15 protein-coding genes are annotated in these 16,105 nt (G+C 41.5%); 9 read left to right on the top strand and 6 right to left on the bottom strand.

The window, feature by feature from the left end; genetic code table 11:
• From M0R21_07165 to M0R21_07140, 6 genes are all read right to left on the bottom strand, one after another.
• On the bottom strand, positions 1-2,183 hold a 2,183-nt coding region (locus M0R21_07165; GenBank protein ID MCK9617601.1), incomplete at its 3' end, for a glycoside hydrolase family 3 C-terminal domain-containing protein.
• The gene (locus tag M0R21_07160; GenBank protein MCK9617600.1) at positions 2,180-2,680 is read right to left on the bottom strand and encodes a DUF1648 domain-containing protein; all 501 of its coding nucleotides are present in this window, start codon (positions 2,678-2,680) and stop codon (positions 2,180-2,182) included. The genes M0R21_07165 and M0R21_07160, both read right to left, overlap by 4 nt.
• A 59-nt stretch (positions 2,681-2,739) precedes the next feature.
• The gene (gene thiL / locus M0R21_07155) at positions 2,740-3,825 is read right to left on the bottom strand and encodes a thiamine-phosphate kinase (GenBank protein ID MCK9617599.1); all 1,086 of its coding nucleotides are present in this window, start codon (positions 3,823-3,825) and stop codon (positions 2,740-2,742) included.
• A 90-nt stretch (positions 3,826-3,915) separates the two neighbouring features.
• Entirely contained in the window at positions 3,916-6,225 is a 2,310-nt protein-coding gene (xdhB, locus tag M0R21_07150) for a xanthine dehydrogenase molybdopterin binding subunit (GenBank protein MCK9617598.1), read from the bottom strand.
• Between the two features lie 4 nt (positions 6,226-6,229).
• Positions 6,230-7,717 carry a xanthine dehydrogenase small subunit gene (gene xdhA, locus M0R21_07145; protein MCK9617597.1) on the bottom strand — a complete coding sequence of 496 codons (1,488 nt, stop codon included), beginning with the start codon at positions 7,715-7,717 and terminating at the stop codon, positions 6,230-6,232.
• Complete coding sequence (locus M0R21_07140; protein ID MCK9617596.1) at positions 7,704-8,483, bottom strand: XdhC family protein; 780 nt, start codon at positions 8,481-8,483, stop codon at positions 7,704-7,706. The genes xdhA and M0R21_07140 overlap by 14 nt, the downstream gene beginning before the upstream one ends.
• A gap of 79 nt (positions 8,484-8,562) precedes the next feature.
• On the opposite strand from M0R21_07140, the gene tatC reads away from it, so the two are divergent.
• The 9 genes from tatC (at position 8,563) to folE (ending at position 15,910) form a co-directional block, all read left to right on the top strand.
• Positions 8,563-9,396, top strand: coding sequence for a twin-arginine translocase subunit TatC (tatC, locus tag M0R21_07135; GenBank protein ID MCK9617595.1), 834 nt, complete (start codon positions 8,563-8,565; stop codon positions 9,394-9,396).
• 72 nt (positions 9,397-9,468) lie between these two features.
• Entirely contained in the window at positions 9,469-9,921 is a 453-nt protein-coding gene (locus M0R21_07130) for a PspC domain-containing protein (GenBank protein MCK9617594.1), read from the top strand.
• A gap of 12 nt (positions 9,922-9,933) precedes the next feature.
• The gene (locus M0R21_07125) at positions 9,934-10,866 is read left to right on the top strand and encodes a cell wall-active antibiotics response protein (GenBank protein ID MCK9617593.1); all 933 of its coding nucleotides are present in this window, start codon (positions 9,934-9,936) and stop codon (positions 10,864-10,866) included.
• A 184-nt stretch (positions 10,867-11,050) separates the two neighbouring features.
• Positions 11,051-13,687 (top strand): tetratricopeptide repeat protein, encoded by a 2,637-nt coding sequence (locus M0R21_07120; GenBank protein MCK9617592.1) that lies wholly within the window; start codon positions 11,051-11,053, stop codon positions 13,685-13,687.
• Between the two features lie 70 nt (positions 13,688-13,757).
• A complete protein-coding gene (locus M0R21_07115; GenBank protein MCK9617591.1) occupies positions 13,758-14,165 on the top strand; it encodes a polymer-forming cytoskeletal protein in 408 nt (135 codons plus the stop codon).
• Positions 14,128-14,340 (top strand): AtpZ/AtpI family protein, encoded by a 213-nt coding sequence (locus tag M0R21_07110; GenBank protein ID MCK9617590.1) that lies wholly within the window; start codon positions 14,128-14,130, stop codon positions 14,338-14,340. Before M0R21_07115 ends, M0R21_07110 begins: the two co-directional genes overlap by 38 nt.
• Before the next feature lie 19 nt (positions 14,341-14,359).
• Complete coding sequence (locus M0R21_07105) at positions 14,360-14,731, top strand: hypothetical protein (protein ID MCK9617589.1); 372 nt, start codon at positions 14,360-14,362, stop codon at positions 14,729-14,731.
• Positions 14,732-14,824: 93 nt separating this feature from the next.
• Positions 14,825-15,238 carry a 6-carboxytetrahydropterin synthase gene (locus M0R21_07100; GenBank protein ID MCK9617588.1) on the top strand — a complete coding sequence of 138 codons (414 nt, stop codon included), beginning with the start codon at positions 14,825-14,827 and terminating at the stop codon, positions 15,236-15,238.
• Positions 15,239-15,292: 54 nt separating this feature from the next.
• On the top strand, positions 15,293-15,910 hold the full coding sequence (gene folE / locus M0R21_07095; GenBank protein ID MCK9617587.1) for a GTP cyclohydrolase I FolE: 618 nt from the start codon (positions 15,293-15,295) through the stop codon (positions 15,908-15,910).
• The last annotated feature ends 195 nt before the right edge of the window (positions 15,911-16,105 follow it).

The following is a 16,105-nucleotide window of genomic DNA, read 5'->3' as shown; positions in this document are numbered from 1 at the left end:
CGGGGAAAGGTAATGGGAAGTTTTCCCGAAGGATTATATCTGCCGGTTAATATCTCTGCCACGGCTTCGCCGCCTGATTCGCCGGGATACCACACATCCACAATGGCATTGACTTTATCCATTGTGATGGCGCTGCCGCCAACCAGCACCACAACCACCGGTTTTCCGGTAGCTGCTAATCGCAGAATCATCTCTTCCTGCTTCCCGGGAAGGTTCAGTTTGCTCCGGTCTCTGAATTCTCCTTCCTCAATTCCTGCAACCACTATGGCAACATCGCTTTTTTCGGTAAGGCTGACCGCTTCCTGGATTTTTTCTTCTGTTTTATTATTCAAACCTACATTCCATACTAACCGGAACCAGGAATTTCCGGAAGGTTCTTTGTATTCTATCCTGATTTTATATTTTTTACCTTTTACAAAATCAAAACCGGCAAGCGTAGTGTGATAGCTTTGCTGATTCCAGGTATCAACGATGAGTTTTTCGTTTAAATACAAACGGTAGCCGTCGTTTCCGTCCACGCCAATTTTAAATTTTCCCGAAAGGGGCGACACGATCTCGCCATTCCAGCGAACGGAAAAGAAATCGTAATTGATGGACGGATGTGGCGAAAACAAAGTCCACTGGAATTTAATTTCGTTATCAACCCTCGTCAAAACGGGCTTCCCGCTTAAATCAATGTTGTTGAAATATTCCCCCAGCAAACCGCTTTCTGTTTTTCCATCTTTTGGATGAAACAGGCTGGAGGCGTCCACAAACTTCCATTCTGCATCCGATCTTCCGCAACCTTCGGAATAAACCACTTCGGCACCTTTGCCCAAAGTTTGTTTTAACCCATCCAGAATATTAATTTTATCATTTTCAGGCCCGCTGTAACCGCCCAGCCGTGCCTCCATGGCATCGCTTCCTATCACGGCTATGCTTTTATATTTTCCCGACAAGGGCAATATTTTTTTTGCATCATTCTTCAGCAAAACGATGGATTCGAGGGAAGCTTCCTTTGCTATTTTCCGATGCTCTGCAAAATTTATTTCATTGGCAGAAGTATTTACATACGGCTGGTCGAATAAGCCGAGTTCAAATTTCACGCGAAGTACCCTTGCAACAGCGCTGTCCATTTTGGCAGCAACCACATTCCCGTCGAGGAATGGCTTTTTAAACAAATCATAACTGCCGAAACCCGACTGAAAGATAACATCCATACCGTTTTCGATGGCTTGTTTTCCGGCATCTTCATAATCTTTTGCCGTAAAATGCAGCACATTGGCGCCGCCGGTTGCTCCGGCATCGCTGATCACCATTCCGCGGAAGCCCCATTCTTTTTTCAGTTTTTCATTCAGAAGCCAGTTGTTTTGTGTACATGGACGTCCGTTCAAAGAGTTGTAAGCCGTCATGATGCTGCGTGTCCCGCCTTGTTTTACCACGGCTTTAAAAGGAATGAAATAGCTTTCTTCCAGCCCCCGTTCGCTCAGGTAAACCGGATAGCTGTCGCGGCCTCCGTCGCCATGATTTACCACAAAATGTTTGGGGGTGGTTACAATTCCTCTGTCTTCAAATGATTTTACGTATGCAACGCCCATTTGAGAAGCAAGGTAAGGATCTTCGCCATAGGTTTCTTCTACCCGTCCCCAGCGGACATCGGTGGCAAGATTTACCACCGGAGATAAAACCTGACGGATGCCCCAGGCTTTGCATTCTTCGGCAATAGCCGCAGAGATTTTCGTCATCAAAACAGTATCAAAAGTAGCAGCCAGGGCAATGGATTGCGGGAAAGCCGTAGCACCAGAACGCATCAGCCCGTGCAGGGCTTCGTCGAAGAAAATGACGGGAATGCCCAACCTTGACTTCTCCACAAAATAATGCTGGATGGAGTTGTTCTTTTTCACCGCTTCCGGAATATCCTTGCCGGGATTATATTTCAATATCTGATTGGTAGCATTTTCCGACTGTTCCGAAGTATTTGTCTGAAAGCCGAACAAGCCGGCATCGAAGCGGGAAGAATCGTTGCCCAGATCGCCGGGCACCATAAAGAGTTGACGGAACTTTTCTTCGGGAGTCATCCGCCCGAGCAAATCGGCAACCCTTACCTCCACCGGCAACTGAGGATTTTTATATGGCAAAATCTGCTGGGCTTTCGCCGAAAAGGCAAACAGAATCAGGGAAAAGGGAATACAGATGTACTTCATGTTTTTTTATATGCAAATAGAAAATAAAATATCAGAACAACGGCAAAAGTACCGGCAGAAATCAAAACAAAATAGCCTCCTAATCCGGATGCATTGCCTCTGGCCACCTGAATAGTTTGAAAAGCAATGTAGCAGAAAACCGTTACCAGAAGGGACTTTACTATCCGCACTAGGCGCATCGCCAAACGCAATTGCCGTTCTGCATTCTCCGGAGTGATTTTTACCGGGTAGTTATATTTTCCGATAAATATTGAAATAGCAGTCAAAAGGATGTAAAGAAAACTTCCGATGACCGGCAGTGCAATCAGACTTTGTTTGGAGGAAAAATCATCCGGTTTCCCATAAATATCAAAATGGGTCGGAATGGTTTGCGGTAGTTGATGATAATAAATGATTGGCAAAAAAATTAATGCCAGCAGAGCCAGGAAACCAAGCACTTCCAGCGAAGTATCTATGCCTTTCCATTTTGGTTCTGGTTGTTTTGTGTTATTAGCCATTAGCAGAAATGTTTTTTTAACTCTTCCGGGCACTCCGGGCTCCGGAAGGTTTGCAGAAATTATTTCTCTTGTCCTTTATCTCCTTCAACTTCCCTGTCGTTTTTCTCTCTCCAATGGTTCCAGCCCTGGGCTGTGATGGGTATCAGTTTGCCATCGTTGGAAACCAGATTAATCCCTTCATTTTTGGCTGTGATATGCCCGATAACAGTGATTCCGGGAATCTCTTTCAGTTTTTCATAATCTTTTTGGACAATGGTAAACAACAGTTCGTAATCTTCACCACCGTTCATGGCAGCAGTTACAGCACTTATGTTCAACTCTTCTGCCATCGTTGCCATAGCTACATCAATAGGTAATTTGTCTTCATAGAGGCTGCAACCTACTTCCGAATTTTTACAGATATGAAGAATTTCAGAAGCCAGTCCGTCGGAAATATCAATCATGGAAGTAGGTAAAATGCCGGCTTTTTGCAGTTGTTCCACAATGTCGGTACGAGCTTCGGGTTTCAGGTGGCGTTCGAGGATATAATCATGGCCGGAAAGGTCAGGTTGCATGGTGGGATCAGACTGAAAAACCTGTTTCTCACGCTCGAGCAACAGGAGTCCCATGTAAGCTGCTCCCAGATCGCCGGTAACGCATACCAGATCATATTCTTTTGCTCCTTTGCGATATACTACTTTATCTTTTTCGGCTTCGCCAACCACAGAAACTGAGACAAACATTCCGTGCGGGCAGGAAGAGGTGTCGCCTCCTACCAGGTCCACACCATAACGTTCGCAGGCAAATAGCAAACCGTTGTAAAACTCTTCCAATGCCTCTACACTGTAACGGTTGGAAACGGCTATGCTTACGGTAATTTGTTTTGGGATACCATTCATGGCGGCAATATCTGAAAAGTTTACCACGGCAGTTTTGTAACCCAAATGTTTTAACGGAGTATAAGACATATCGAAATGGACGCCTTCTATCAGCAGGTCGGTAGAGAGCAATGCTACTTTATTGCCATAATCAAGCACGGCGGCATCGTCGCCTATGCCCTTGAGGGTACTTTTATTTTTTAGTTTGATATCATTAGTAAGATGTTCTATCAGCCCAAATTCGCCTAATTCGGAGAGTTCGGTGCGTTTGTTGGATGTTTCTGCCATAGCGTTTTTTTATCTGTGCAAAGATAAACATAGTTACAGATTAACCCTTACGGGACTAATCTGATAAAAATTTGAATGTTCGGTAGATACTCAGTCTTTTGAACACTTGTTTTTTAAATCTTCTATGCTTTCGATAATAAATTCATTGGTGGCGGGTATTTTGAACATAGGTTCGAACTGATGGTCAGCTACCGCAGAAATGGCATCCTTAATTGCCAGCCATACCGAGAAACAGTGCATAAACGGAGGTTCTCCCACAGCTTTACTACCACGGATGGTAGACGGATGGTAAGTATTCTCGAGAAGTGTAACCGGGAATTCTTTGGGAATATCGCGTACACCGGGAATTTTATACGTATCGGGCGAACAGGTCAGCAGGTTGCCCATTGCATCCCATTTCAGTTCTTCCTGCGTGCACCAGCCCACGCCCTGAATGAATCCGCCGCGGATTTGTCCTTTATCCACTTCCGGGTTGATTGAATTTCCCACATCATGCAAAATATCCGTTCGCAAAAGAGTAACGGCGCCGGTAAGCAGGTCGAGCAGAACTTCGGAGACCGACATACCAAAAGTAAAATAGTAGAAAGGCGTTCCCCTGCCCTGTTCCCAATTGAATGCAATATCGGGAGTGCAATAATAACCGGTAGAAGAAAGGCTGATTTGTGCGAGGTAAGCCTGTTCTACCAGCTCAGCAAAGGGAATGGAATGTTTCCTACAACTGACAGCATTGTCTGCAAAAACAATTTCGGAAGACATAGGCACGATGCCTTTGAATTTTTTACAAAAATGCTGGCAGGCAAAGTCAGAAAGCCTTTTTTTAAGTGTGTCGATTGCTGCTCTTACAGCCATGCCGTTAAGGTCGGTGCCTGACGATGCTGCCGTAGCTGAAGTATTGGGGACTTGAGACGTGTTGGTAGCATTTACCTTAACATTTTCAACAGAAATTCCAAGTTCGGCAGCAGCAATTTGTTTGATTTTGGTATGCAAGCCTTGTCCCATTTCCGTTCCCCCGTGGTTAACCAAAATCGAGCCGTCGCGATAAATATGCACCAAAGCTCCAGCTTGGTTAAGAAAACTAGTGGTAAAAGAAATGCCGAATTTTACCGGTGTGAGAGCAATACCTTTTTTAAAATATTTGTTTACCGCATTAAATCTTTCCACTTCCTTCCTCCGTGACAGATAATCCGAAGAACCGAGGATACCGGAAAGCAAAACGGAAAGATGGTTGTTTTTAATTTCTTCTCCGTAAGGGGTAATATTGCTGGTATTATTTCCATAAAAATTCAACTTCCTTATGTCAAGAGGGTCTTTTTCCAGAAAACGGGCTATACGGTCAATTATAGTCTCAGCAACTACCATTCCCTGAGGTCCACCAAAGCCTCTGAAAGCAGTGTTGGAAGGCTGGTGAGTACGGCACACGGTACCACTCACCCTGAAATTAGGAATATAATATGCATTATCAGCATGAAATAAAGCCCTTTGCATAATAGCATGGCTCAGGTCAGTGGCATATCCGCCGTTAGCAAAAAGGCGAATATCGGCAACCAGTATCCTACCATCCCTGTTAAAACCAGCTTTGTAAAACGACAAAAAAGGATGCCGTTTACCCGTAATGCGTTGGTCGTCCTGCCGGTTAAGATGAATTTTCACCGGACGGCGGGTTGCATTGGCAAGCAAAGCTGCCCAGGCTGCTACGTGGTTTGCCTGGGTTTCTTTTCCGCCGAAACCTCCGCCCATACGCTTGACTTCCACCTCTACTTCATTTCGCTGCACACCCAAAACTCCGGCAACTATAGCCTGCGTTTCCGAAGGATGCTGCGACGAAGCGTACACCAGCATTTCATTTCCTTCACCGGGAATGCACAATGCAGTTTGTGTTTCGAGGTACCAGTGCTCCTGTCCCCCGGTTTCCAGTTCGCCTTCAATAATATAATCGCAGGCGTACCAAGTACTGTCAACATCTCCTGAAGCTATGGTTAATGGAGGTGCAAAAAAAGAACCTTTTTCTATGGCAGTTCGCAGATCGGTAATTGCCTCCAGCGGAGCATAGTTAATTTTGATTTTTTTTTCGGCTTTACGTGCAATTTCTTCCGAGTCTGCTGCAATGAGGGCTATTGCCTGCCCTATGCACAGGACTTCCCCCTGAGTTAAACAGGGCTCGTCATGTACCACCGGACCCATCTGGTTTTCTCCGGGAATATCTTCTGCCTTGATTATTGCACGCACACCTTCAATGGCAAGAGCCTCAGAGCAGTCGCAGGAAACAATTACGGCATGGGCATGTGTACTGAAAACAACTTTTCCGGTAAGAGTATTTCCCATCTGCATATCATTCACATAAACAGCCTCCCCTGTAACATGCTGAACAGCACTTTCGTGAATATTATCCCTGTTTTCCATACACTTACAATAATTGTGTTTCGGAGAATAATTTTATTATCAGATTTTTAGCCATTAACGAACGTGCCCTTTTCCCGGAACGGGCATCGGAAATGGGTGAAAATTCTTTCTCGGTTATTAGCGATGCTTTTTCAGCATTTTCTTCTGTCCATTCCTTGCCTTTCAAAAAAGTTTCGGTGGCGCCTGCCCTAAGCGGAGTGGCTGCCATTCCCCCGTAAACAAGCATGATATCCTTTATTTTATTAGTATCCCATAAAACTTTTGCTGCCAGGCTTACGGTGGAAATGTCTAAGTCTCTCCGTTTTGAAATTTTATAAAAGCGAAAAATACATGCCTCGGAAGGTTTAGGAACAATCAATGAATACAATAATTCCCCTGGAAGTAAAGCCGTTGTTCGGTAACCAGTAATCAACTGATAAATTGGTAAAGTTCGGTAGCCGGCACTGCTAATGAGTTTTACGGAAGCATCCAGGACAAACCATACCGGCAGGCTATCGGCTATGGGTGAAGCGGAAACAATATTTCCGCCCGGAGTGGCAGTATTGCGTATTTGTTTGGAGGCAAATACTTCGAGCATTTGTTCAGCCACAGGCAATTTCCCTGCCAGTCGTTTTTTTAAGGCTTCGAAGGAAAAACTGGCACCTATTTCGTACACGTTTTCTGTTTCCCTAAAAAAATTTAGTTCAGCAACATGCGAAATATCAAGAAGATTGTTAAGGGTCTCCATTTTTTTTGTTTGTAGCAACGCAACATCGGTAGCTCCGTTTATCACAAGCAATGTGGGATTTTCGCGGTAAATTGCAAGGCAGTCATCAAGGGTAATAGGCAGGTAATACTGACAACCGTTTTTATTTACTGCTATTTTAGTTTTGGCAGAATTAATCTCTTTTAGTAAAATCAATACATTTTTTTCCTTTTCAGAAAAATGGTCACGTCCATCGTACTGCACTGCTTTAATTCCCGCTTCAATAATAGGCTGGTAGCCGGTACACCTGCACAAATTTCCGGCAAGAGCATCTTCTACTGTCGCCCGATTGGCGTTACGGTGGTTTTTATACAAAGCAAAAAGCGACATCACAATGCCCGGAGAACAATATCCGCATTGGCTTCCATGCAGTTCGATCATTAACTGCTGAACAGGGTGTAAAACCTTTTCGCCTTTAATGGTTTGCGACAGGTTTTCCACGGTTATCAATTGTTTTCCGTGCAAAAAAGGTAAAAAAACGATACAGGAATTAATTGCCTTATAAACAAGGCTATCGTTTTCCGGTTCTGCTACCACTACGGTACAAGCTCCGCAATCGCCTTCGGCACAACCTTCCTTTACCCCTTTATGGTCCGGTAACGACCTCAGGTAATTTAATACTGTGGTAGTCGGAGGTGGGGCTGAAGGTTGGGAAAAATCTATCACTGTAAGTTTTTCGTCAAAAACAAACTGTATAGAATTTAGCAGTTGCTGCATAGCCGATGGGTCTTCATTAATTTTTGACATTTCTCAACTTTTGATTTTTCACATCTACCAGTCTGGAAACAATGCTCAGGGCAATTTCTTCAGGCGTTTCTACGGCAAAAGGAATACCAATGGGCATATCAATCCGGTTAATCTGGTTGGGGCTGAGATGAAATTCCTCGGTAAATCGTTTGCGTGCAAGAGCAACTTTTGATTTGCTGCCAATCATTCCAATGTATGCAACATTTAGGGTGCACAACCGGGCGGTAATTTCTTCATCAAAACTATGTTTGGGCGTAACGACCACCGTATAAACTGATTCATTAAATGCAAGGTCTTCTATTGCTTTAAAATAATTTTTCTCAAGGCATTGTATTTCCGGGAAGTTGACTGTGGAAAAAATACCCGGGCGTTCATCAATTAATGTTACCAGAAATCCGAATTGTGTTGCGAGCCGTGCCACTGCCCTTCCCACATGTCCGGCACCGAAAATATATACTTTTTGCAGGTTACTTATTGCTTCCATGTACACATCCATTTTTCCCCCACAGTGCATAGAAAGATCGTCAAAAAGTTCAAATCGTTCAGTTACAGGTATAAGGGAGTTACAAAGGGAAACAGCTTTTTTTATCACCTGAAGTTCGATATTTCCACCGCCAATGGTACCCATGATGCTTCCATCGGTTCGCACAAGCATTTTTGCCCCCGCTTTGCGGGGTGTAGAACCTTCGGTGTGTGTAACAATACAAAGAACAGCGGCTTCGCCCGATTCAATGATTTTTTGCATTTCCGTAACCAGTGTCTTCATATTTGCTTTCCTTAATTTTAGTGATTAAAAATATTCAAAATTAACAAATTTGTGTAAGTTTGCTTCAAAAATACGTAATTTGAGTCAGGAAAATTTTACCGGCAAACAAAACAAAAGAGACGTTAAAACGGGCGAAATGACTTTCTGGGAACATCTTGAAGAACTTAGATGGCATTTTGTTCGTTCCCTGATTGCCATAATTGCGCTGATGACGCTGGCTTTCTTAAACCGGGAATTCATTTTTGACCAGATTATTTTAGCTCCTAAAGAACCTGAATTCATCACTTACCGTTTATTGTGCCGGCTGGGTGACCTGCTTTCGATGCCCTCGTTATGTATCGGAAACATCCATTTAAAAATTATTAATATTAATTTGTCGGGGCAGTTTTTAACCCACATGTATATTTCGTTCTTTGTCGGTTTAATTGCTGCTGCACCTTACGTAATATGGGAAATATGGCGATTCATCAAACCGGCATTGCAACCCAACGAAAAAAAATACGCACGTGGCGCCGTAGGGGTTATCTCACTGCTTTTTTTGTTAGGGGTGGTAAGTGGGTACTACCTTATCGTGCCCTTCACGGTAAACTTTTTTGCTTCTTACCAGGTAAGTATCAGTGTCGAGAATCAAATTACCCTGAGTTCGTACATCAACACGGTGGTTTCGCTAGCTTTTTCGATGGGGGTAGTGTTTGAACTGCCTGTTTTTGTGTATTTCCTTTCGAGAGTCGGGCTTCTGACATCCTCTTTTCTGAAACGAAATAGGAAATACATGATTATCGTGATTCTTGTTATCGCGGCTATCATTACTCCTCCCGACGTAGTAAGCCAGATTTTAGTAAGTATTCCTATGTTTATTCTGTACGAAATAAGTATCTTTGTATCAAAAAAGGCGGCTATGGTAAAAAAATAAGTTAACAAAACATTTTTTGTAACCTTAGGCAAAAATGCTCGTCCAATCCATACAAACCAAAATTACTTTACAATGGAAAATACAAAAAGATTATACCGTAGCATTAAAGATCGTGTTATAGGTGGAGTAGCCGGGGGTATAGCCGAATATTTCGATATTGACCCGGTAATTGTTCGTATCTTGTTCGCAGTGGCATTTTTTGCAGGGGGCGGAGGTTTCCTGCTGTATGTACTGTTGTGGATTTTTGTACGCGAAAAGCCAAATGAAACCTTTAATTCAAATTATACTACCATGGAAAATGAAAAAGCAACTCCTGAAAACAATGGGTTTAACACCCCGCCTCCACAAACACCTGCAAAGAAAAAAGACCAGGGCAGTTTGATGGGAGGTATTATTATGATAACCCTCGGAATTTTGTTCCTGATTCCTACCTTCATCCATTGGCTCGATTTCGGCGACCTGTGGCCTGTTTTACTCATCGTGATAGGCGGTGTGATAATTTATCGTCATGCAAATAAAAACTAAACACTTATAGCCATGAATTACAAAAAAATATTCTGGGGCTTGCTGTTGATAATTATCGGATTATTATTTATTTTCCGCAATCTCGGTTGGCTCGACTTTAACTGGTGGGCAATTTTCAGCCTTTGGCCCGTTCTACTCATCCTTTGGGGAATTTCTTTAATCCCCGTAAAAGAATATATAAAACTGTTGCTTGCTATTGCAACACTAATAATCTCGGTTGTATTTTTGTACAATTACGATTCTTCTCATCATTTTCAATTTCGTGTCAATCACAACTTTAGGGGAGATGACTTTGAAGAAGGTGATAATGTGTACAAATATTCCGACCAGGATTTCAGCCAGCCATTCGATTCGCTTACCAAAAATGCCAGCCTTCAGTTCGAAGCAGCTGCCGGCAACTTTACCATCGACTCGGTAACCGATAAACTGGTAGAATTTCAAAAAAAAGGTAATGTTACAAATTACCAGTTTACTACCGAAGATACCGACAGTGGAAAAATCATTAAATTTAAAATGGATGACGTGAAACTCCAGACCGGAAGAAGACATCACACCAACAAAGTCGAACTGAAACTAAACCCGAATCCAACGTGGGATTTCAACTTCGAAATTGGTGCGGCAGAAATTAATTTCGATTTAAGTTCTTACAAAACCCGGAAAGTAAGCATTGACTGCGGAGCTTCCGATATTGATCTAACTTTGGGTAACAAACATCCGGAAACCAATGTAAACATAGATGCCGGAGCTTCTTCAATAAAAATCCGCGTTCCGAAAACTTCGGCTTACAAAGTTATTTCCGATTCATTTATGGCAAGCAAATCGTTTGAAGACGCCAAAAAAGTTTCGGACGGTATTTACCAAACCAAAGATTTCAGAACCAATACCCAAAAAATTATTATCAACCTGAATGTGGGCGTTTCCAGCCTTGAAGTTGAAAGATACTGATTACTAATATACTAATTACTATTTACCAAAACTGTCCTCTTGCCGGGGACAGTTTTTTATTGGATATACAACCTAATTCCTCCTTTAGAACTTCGTAAATTAAATTCCTGCAATTAAGATGGATTCAAAAAAATAAAATATTTTTGCATAAATTGAGTTTTACAATTACTAATACAACTGTTAATTGAATACTAAGCATACCATCACCCCTGTACGAATAGCAACCCTGATAACTGTCATGGTTGTATTGTTTTCCTGTTCTACCAAAAAAAATTCTTTTACCCGCAGAGTTTACCATAACCTTACATCACACTACAATGTGTACTGGAACGGAGATCAAAGCCTGAAGGAAGGCATAGCTACTTTGCAGAAAAATGCAAAAGATAATTACAGTAAAGTTTTACCTGTCTTCAACTACGGAGCCAAGGAAAATATCTCAGCAATCAGCCCTGCAATGGACAGGACAATAGAAAAAGCAACGCTTACCATCAACAGGCATTCCATGTTTTTCAACAAAAAAGAATATGTTCGCTGGATTGATGATGCTTACTTTATAACAGCAAAAGCCCGTTTTTACAAACAGGACTACCTGATGGCTCGCCGTACCTTCGATTATGTAATTAAAAATTACCCCAAAAGTAATGTAAAATGGGATGCCATGCTATGGGAGGCATGTACATACAACCAATTGAAAGAGTATGAAAAAGCATCAGGTTTGCTCGAAAACATCCAAAGCAAAGTTGATAAAGAAAATATTCCGGGCAGGGTAATCAAACTCTTACCACTAATTTATGCCGAACATTATCTTTATCAGCAAAACTACAAATCATCCATAGTGTACTTACAACGGGGTATAGAATTAAACACAAATCGGCAACTTGTAACCCGCCTGAAATTTATTTTGGCACAAGTGTACCAACAAACCGGCAACAATAAAGCCGCCAGTGAATTGTATCTTCAGGTAATTCGCCGCAACCCCCCTTATGAAATGGCGTTCAACAGCAGGATAAATCTTGCCAAAACTTTCGACAATACCTCGGGCAGCAGCAAGGATCTGGTAAAAGCGCTTAATAAAATGCTTAAAGACAGCAAGAACAAAGATTTTCTTGATCAGATATACTTTGCCCTGGCTGAAATTTCACTGAAAGAAAAAAACGACACACTCGGCATATCGTACCTGAAAAAATCGGTAGCTGCAAGCATGCAAAACAATTATCAGAAAGCCATTTCAGCATTGCGACTTGCCGACTTGTATTTTGAAAAAAGCAAATACGAACCCGCACAAATGTATTACGATACCTGTATGCAGGTACTTCCGCAGGATTTCCCCGATTATTCAAAGATAGAAAGCCGTACCAACACATTAACCGATCTTGTAAAAAACCTCTCTGTCGTACAACTCGAAGACAGCCTGCAACACCTTGCCACTTTGTCTGAAGCGGAAAGAAATAAAATCATTGATGGAATTATAGAAAACTATACCAAAGAAGAACAGAGGAAACAAGAGGAAGAAAAAGAACGTTCGTTGAACATGGGCGACATTGGTCAGTTGAAAACAAATCAAACCGGTGGCGATAAAAGCGGTGGATGGTATTTTTACAACCCACAGGCTATCAGCTTTGGATTTACTGAGTTCATAAAAAAATGGGGCAGAAGAAAACTGGAAGACAACTGGCGACTAAGTAATAAACGCATGGTAGAAATTGAACCTACTGCTGAAAAAGAAATAAACCCATCCGATAGCACAACACAGGACAGTACAAAAAAACTGTCAACCGATCCTAAAAATACACAAACCTACGCCCAGAACATCCCGCTTACCCAGGAAAAGATTGATGTCTCCAATGCAAAAATATCCGAAGCACTTTTCAATCTGGGAAATATTTACCTCGATGGTCTGCAGGATACTACCCGTTCGCTACATTCTTTTGAATCTTATTTGGAACGCTTTCCCGCCGATAAAAATGTTTTACAGGCAAATTATACCCTCTATCGTGTTTACACAAAGAAAAATGATCTACCCCAATGTAACTTCTACAAACAAAAAATTCTTACCCTTTTCCCTGAAAGCGACTATGCCAAAATTATTGCCGACCCCGATTATAATCTCGAACTACTAGCGATGCAAAATAAAGCCGAAGCCCGTTATGCCGAGGTATATAACGAGTTTAAATCGGAACACTATAATCTTGTTGTCATTTATTGCAACGATGCCATCGCATTCATTTCCGACAAAAACCTTGTGCCTAAATTTGAAACTCTCCGCGCTCTGGCACTCGGGAAAATTGCCGGTAACGACACCCTCGTAAGCGAATTGCGGAGAATTAATACAAAATACCCCGAAAGTGAGACATTTGCTTTTACCAAAGGCATGCTCTCTTATCTCACCGGAAAAGAGGAAACCGCCCCGAAAAAAGAGGAAACCGGCGGTAATATTCAGGGCATCTACAATTTCAATTCCGAAGTCGGGCACTTTTATATCTTACTGGTAAACAATGAAAAAATTAATGTAAATGTTCTCAAAATCCGTTTATCGGATTTTATCACCAAAAATTATTCCATTGATAACTTAATGGTTAAAAGTGTTATACTCGATAATTCCACCGAAATGATTTCGGTAGGCACCTTCCTCAATGCCGAAAAAGCCATGGACTTTTTCAACAACATTGCAAGTAACGAGTATGTGTTTTCAAAATTGGATAAAAACGAAATTACCCTTTTTGCTATCTCAGCCGAAAACTATCCTGTATTTTATAAAAACAAGGATGTCAAGCTATACCTTAAATTTTTCAACAAGATTTACTTTTCTAAACCGAAATAGAACAAATAAAAAAATAGTATATACAATTTAAAAATTTTATGTAGGTTTGTTTCCGAGAAAAACAGAAAATATGGCAAAACAACCTATACCCGAACCTCCTTCAATTAATATTATTGGCAGCGGAACCGTAATAAACGGAAGCATCAATTCAAACGGCGATATGCGCATTGACGGTACCCTCATCGGCACCATTACATCAACCGGTAAAGTGATAGTAGGTACTACCGGAAACGTGGAAGGCGAAATTATGTGTCAAAACGCCGATTTTTCAGGAATTGTAAAGGCAAAAGTTGCTATCTCGGAACTACTATCGCTCAAAGCCTCAGCTCACCTTTCGGGCGATGTAATTACCAATAAAATCGCCATAGAACCCGGCGCCCGCTTTACCGGTAGCTGCCGTATGGAAACCCCGGCAACGGGCGGAGAGAAAACCTTTTTTAATGAACAGTCCCAACCCGAAAAAGAAGAAACCGCTTGATAACTATGCGCGGTATTCGAGTATTGCCTTTCAAATGCTGGTCATCATCGGATTAGGCATTTGGGGAGGTGTACAACTCGATAAATGGGTGCCCATGCGTTTCCCGCTTTTTACCGTGGTTATGTCGCTGATTTCGGTTTCATTCGCCATTTATTATACCATAAAAGACTTTTAAAAAAACGAATTACATTCTGATGAAATCACAATTTGCAGTTTTTTTAAAACGCCTTATCATATTTTCTCTCATAGTTGCCTTTGTAGCAATAGCGGCTTTGTATTTTATTCCTGATGCATACGTATCCCCTGCACTGCCCTGGCTTTTTATCTTCTTTGTTTTGTTTACTGCTGGTGTATATTCTGTCCTGCTGAAAACCACAAAAAATAAGTTCAGTACTTTTTTTCGTTATTTCATGATAGCCACCCTCGGCAAGCTGCTGTTATATTTGGTTATTATAGTAATATATGCACTGCTGTACCGCGACGATGCTGTTAATTTTATCATCAGCTTTTTTATTGCCTACCTGCTGTTCACTGCGTTTGAAGTTGTATCTGTATTGAAAATCTAAACAAAGTACCAGTAATGTTGTTTTGATTACCGGAAAAGAAAAAGAAGTAATTTTGGATTTCCCAAGCAAATTGAATGAAAAATTTGAAAAACCATGATTTATCTTACACGCAAAGAGAGGTTTAATGCGGCACACCGCCTTTTTAATCCTGAGTTTTCTGATGAAGAAAACCTCAGGGTTTTTGGCAAATGCTCAAACCCCAACTGGCATGGGCATAATTATACCCTTTGGGTAACCGTAAAAGGGGAAATAAATCCGCAAACCGGTTTTTTGGTAAACCTTACCCTACTAAGTCAGCTTATCCACGAACAGGTCATCAACATACTCGATCATAAAAACATCAACCTTGAAGTAGATTTTATGCAGGGAGTATTTGCCTCCACCGAAAATCTTGCAATAGGCATATGGAACCAGATAGCCACATCTGTGGAATTGCTGGGTGTGGAATTGCACTCCGTAAAATTAGAAGAAACAGAAAATAATTTTGTTGAATATTTTGGAAACTAAAAAATCCAGGAAATGAGTAGCGAAATTGATAAGGGAATGATAAAAGAAAACTTGATGGACGATTACGAAACCCGTGAAGGTTACGAAAAACTGGATTTGTACAACCTCGAAATCATCAAAAAGTTATCTTACCATTATTCCGAGATCCTTAAACTGATAGGTGAGAACCCCGGACGGGAAGGTTTGTTGAAAACACCCGAACGCATCGCCAAAGCCATGCAGTTTCTTACCCACGGTTACGACCTCAATCCGGAAGAAATCCTTCGTTCGGCAATGTTTAAGGAAGATTACAAACAAATGGTGATAGTGAAAGACATAGAAATATATTCCATGTGCGAACATCACATGATCCCTTTCTTTGGGAAAGCCCATGTTGCTTATATTCCAAACGGTTATATTGTTGGATTAAGCAAAATTCCACGTGTAGTAGATGCCTACGCCCGTCGTTTGCAGGTACAGGAAAGATTGACCACCCAAATTAAAGAAGCTATTCATAATACTTTACATCCGCTTGGTGTTGCAGTGGTTATTGAAGCAGTGCATATGTGCATGAGTATGCGGGGTATCCAGAAACAAAACTCGGTAACCACTACTTCTGACTTTACCGGGGCATTCCTGGTTGACAAAACCCGGTCGGAATTTCTGCATTTGATTTCATCCAAGTTACATTAGAAGCAACTAAATTGCCTTAAGCCTTTAATTGTACTTGGTTTTTCATGTTTTGTAACCCTCATAAATTTGCTCGTTTTTGAATTTATTTAACCAAAAAATCTCAAATTTTGTTAAAACCTTGCCATCTTGTCAGTCGCACCCTGATATGGCTTATTATTTGCAATTCCTTTTTCCGTAATTTTGCATTTTAAAATT

It is taken from the genome of Lentimicrobiaceae bacterium, from assembly GCA_023227965.1.
Lineage (GTDB): Bacteria > Bacteroidota > Bacteroidia > Bacteroidales > JALOCA01 > JALOCA01.
The sequence above is the reverse complement of the archived record's forward strand: the minus strand, read 5'-3'. Positions and strand labels throughout refer to the sequence as shown.

Coding starts and splice junctions, on each gene's coding strand:
- M0R21_07130 (MCK9617594.1), top strand. CDS start 9,469: ATGGAAAATACAAAAAGATTATACCGTAGCATTAAAGATCGTGTTATA.
- xdhB (MCK9617598.1), bottom strand. CDS start 6,225: ATGGAAAACAGGGATAATATTCACGAAAGTGCTGTTCAGCATGTTACA.
- xdhA (MCK9617597.1), bottom strand. CDS start 7,717: ATGTCAAAAATTAATGAAGACCCATCGGCTATGCAGCAACTGCTAAAT.
- M0R21_07115 (MCK9617591.1), top strand. CDS start 13,758: ATGGCAAAACAACCTATACCCGAACCTCCTTCAATTAATATTATTGGC.
- M0R21_07110 (MCK9617590.1), top strand. CDS start 14,128: ATGAACAGTCCCAACCCGAAAAAGAAGAAACCGCTTGATAACTATGCG.
- folE (MCK9617587.1), top strand. CDS start 15,293: ATGGACGATTACGAAACCCGTGAAGGTTACGAAAAACTGGATTTGTAC.
- M0R21_07105 (MCK9617589.1), top strand. CDS start 14,360: ATGAAATCACAATTTGCAGTTTTTTTAAAACGCCTTATCATATTTTCT.
- M0R21_07160 (MCK9617600.1), bottom strand. CDS start 2,680: ATGGCTAATAACACAAAACAACCAGAACCAAAATGGAAAGGCATAGAT.
- M0R21_07125 (MCK9617593.1), top strand. CDS start 9,934: ATGAATTACAAAAAAATATTCTGGGGCTTGCTGTTGATAATTATCGGA.
- M0R21_07100 (MCK9617588.1), top strand. CDS start 14,825: ATGATTTATCTTACACGCAAAGAGAGGTTTAATGCGGCACACCGCCTT.
- M0R21_07140 (MCK9617596.1), bottom strand. CDS start 8,483: ATGAAGACACTGGTTACGGAAATGCAAAAAATCATTGAATCGGGCGAA.
- thiL (MCK9617599.1), bottom strand. CDS start 3,825: ATGGCAGAAACATCCAACAAACGCACCGAACTCTCCGAATTAGGCGAA.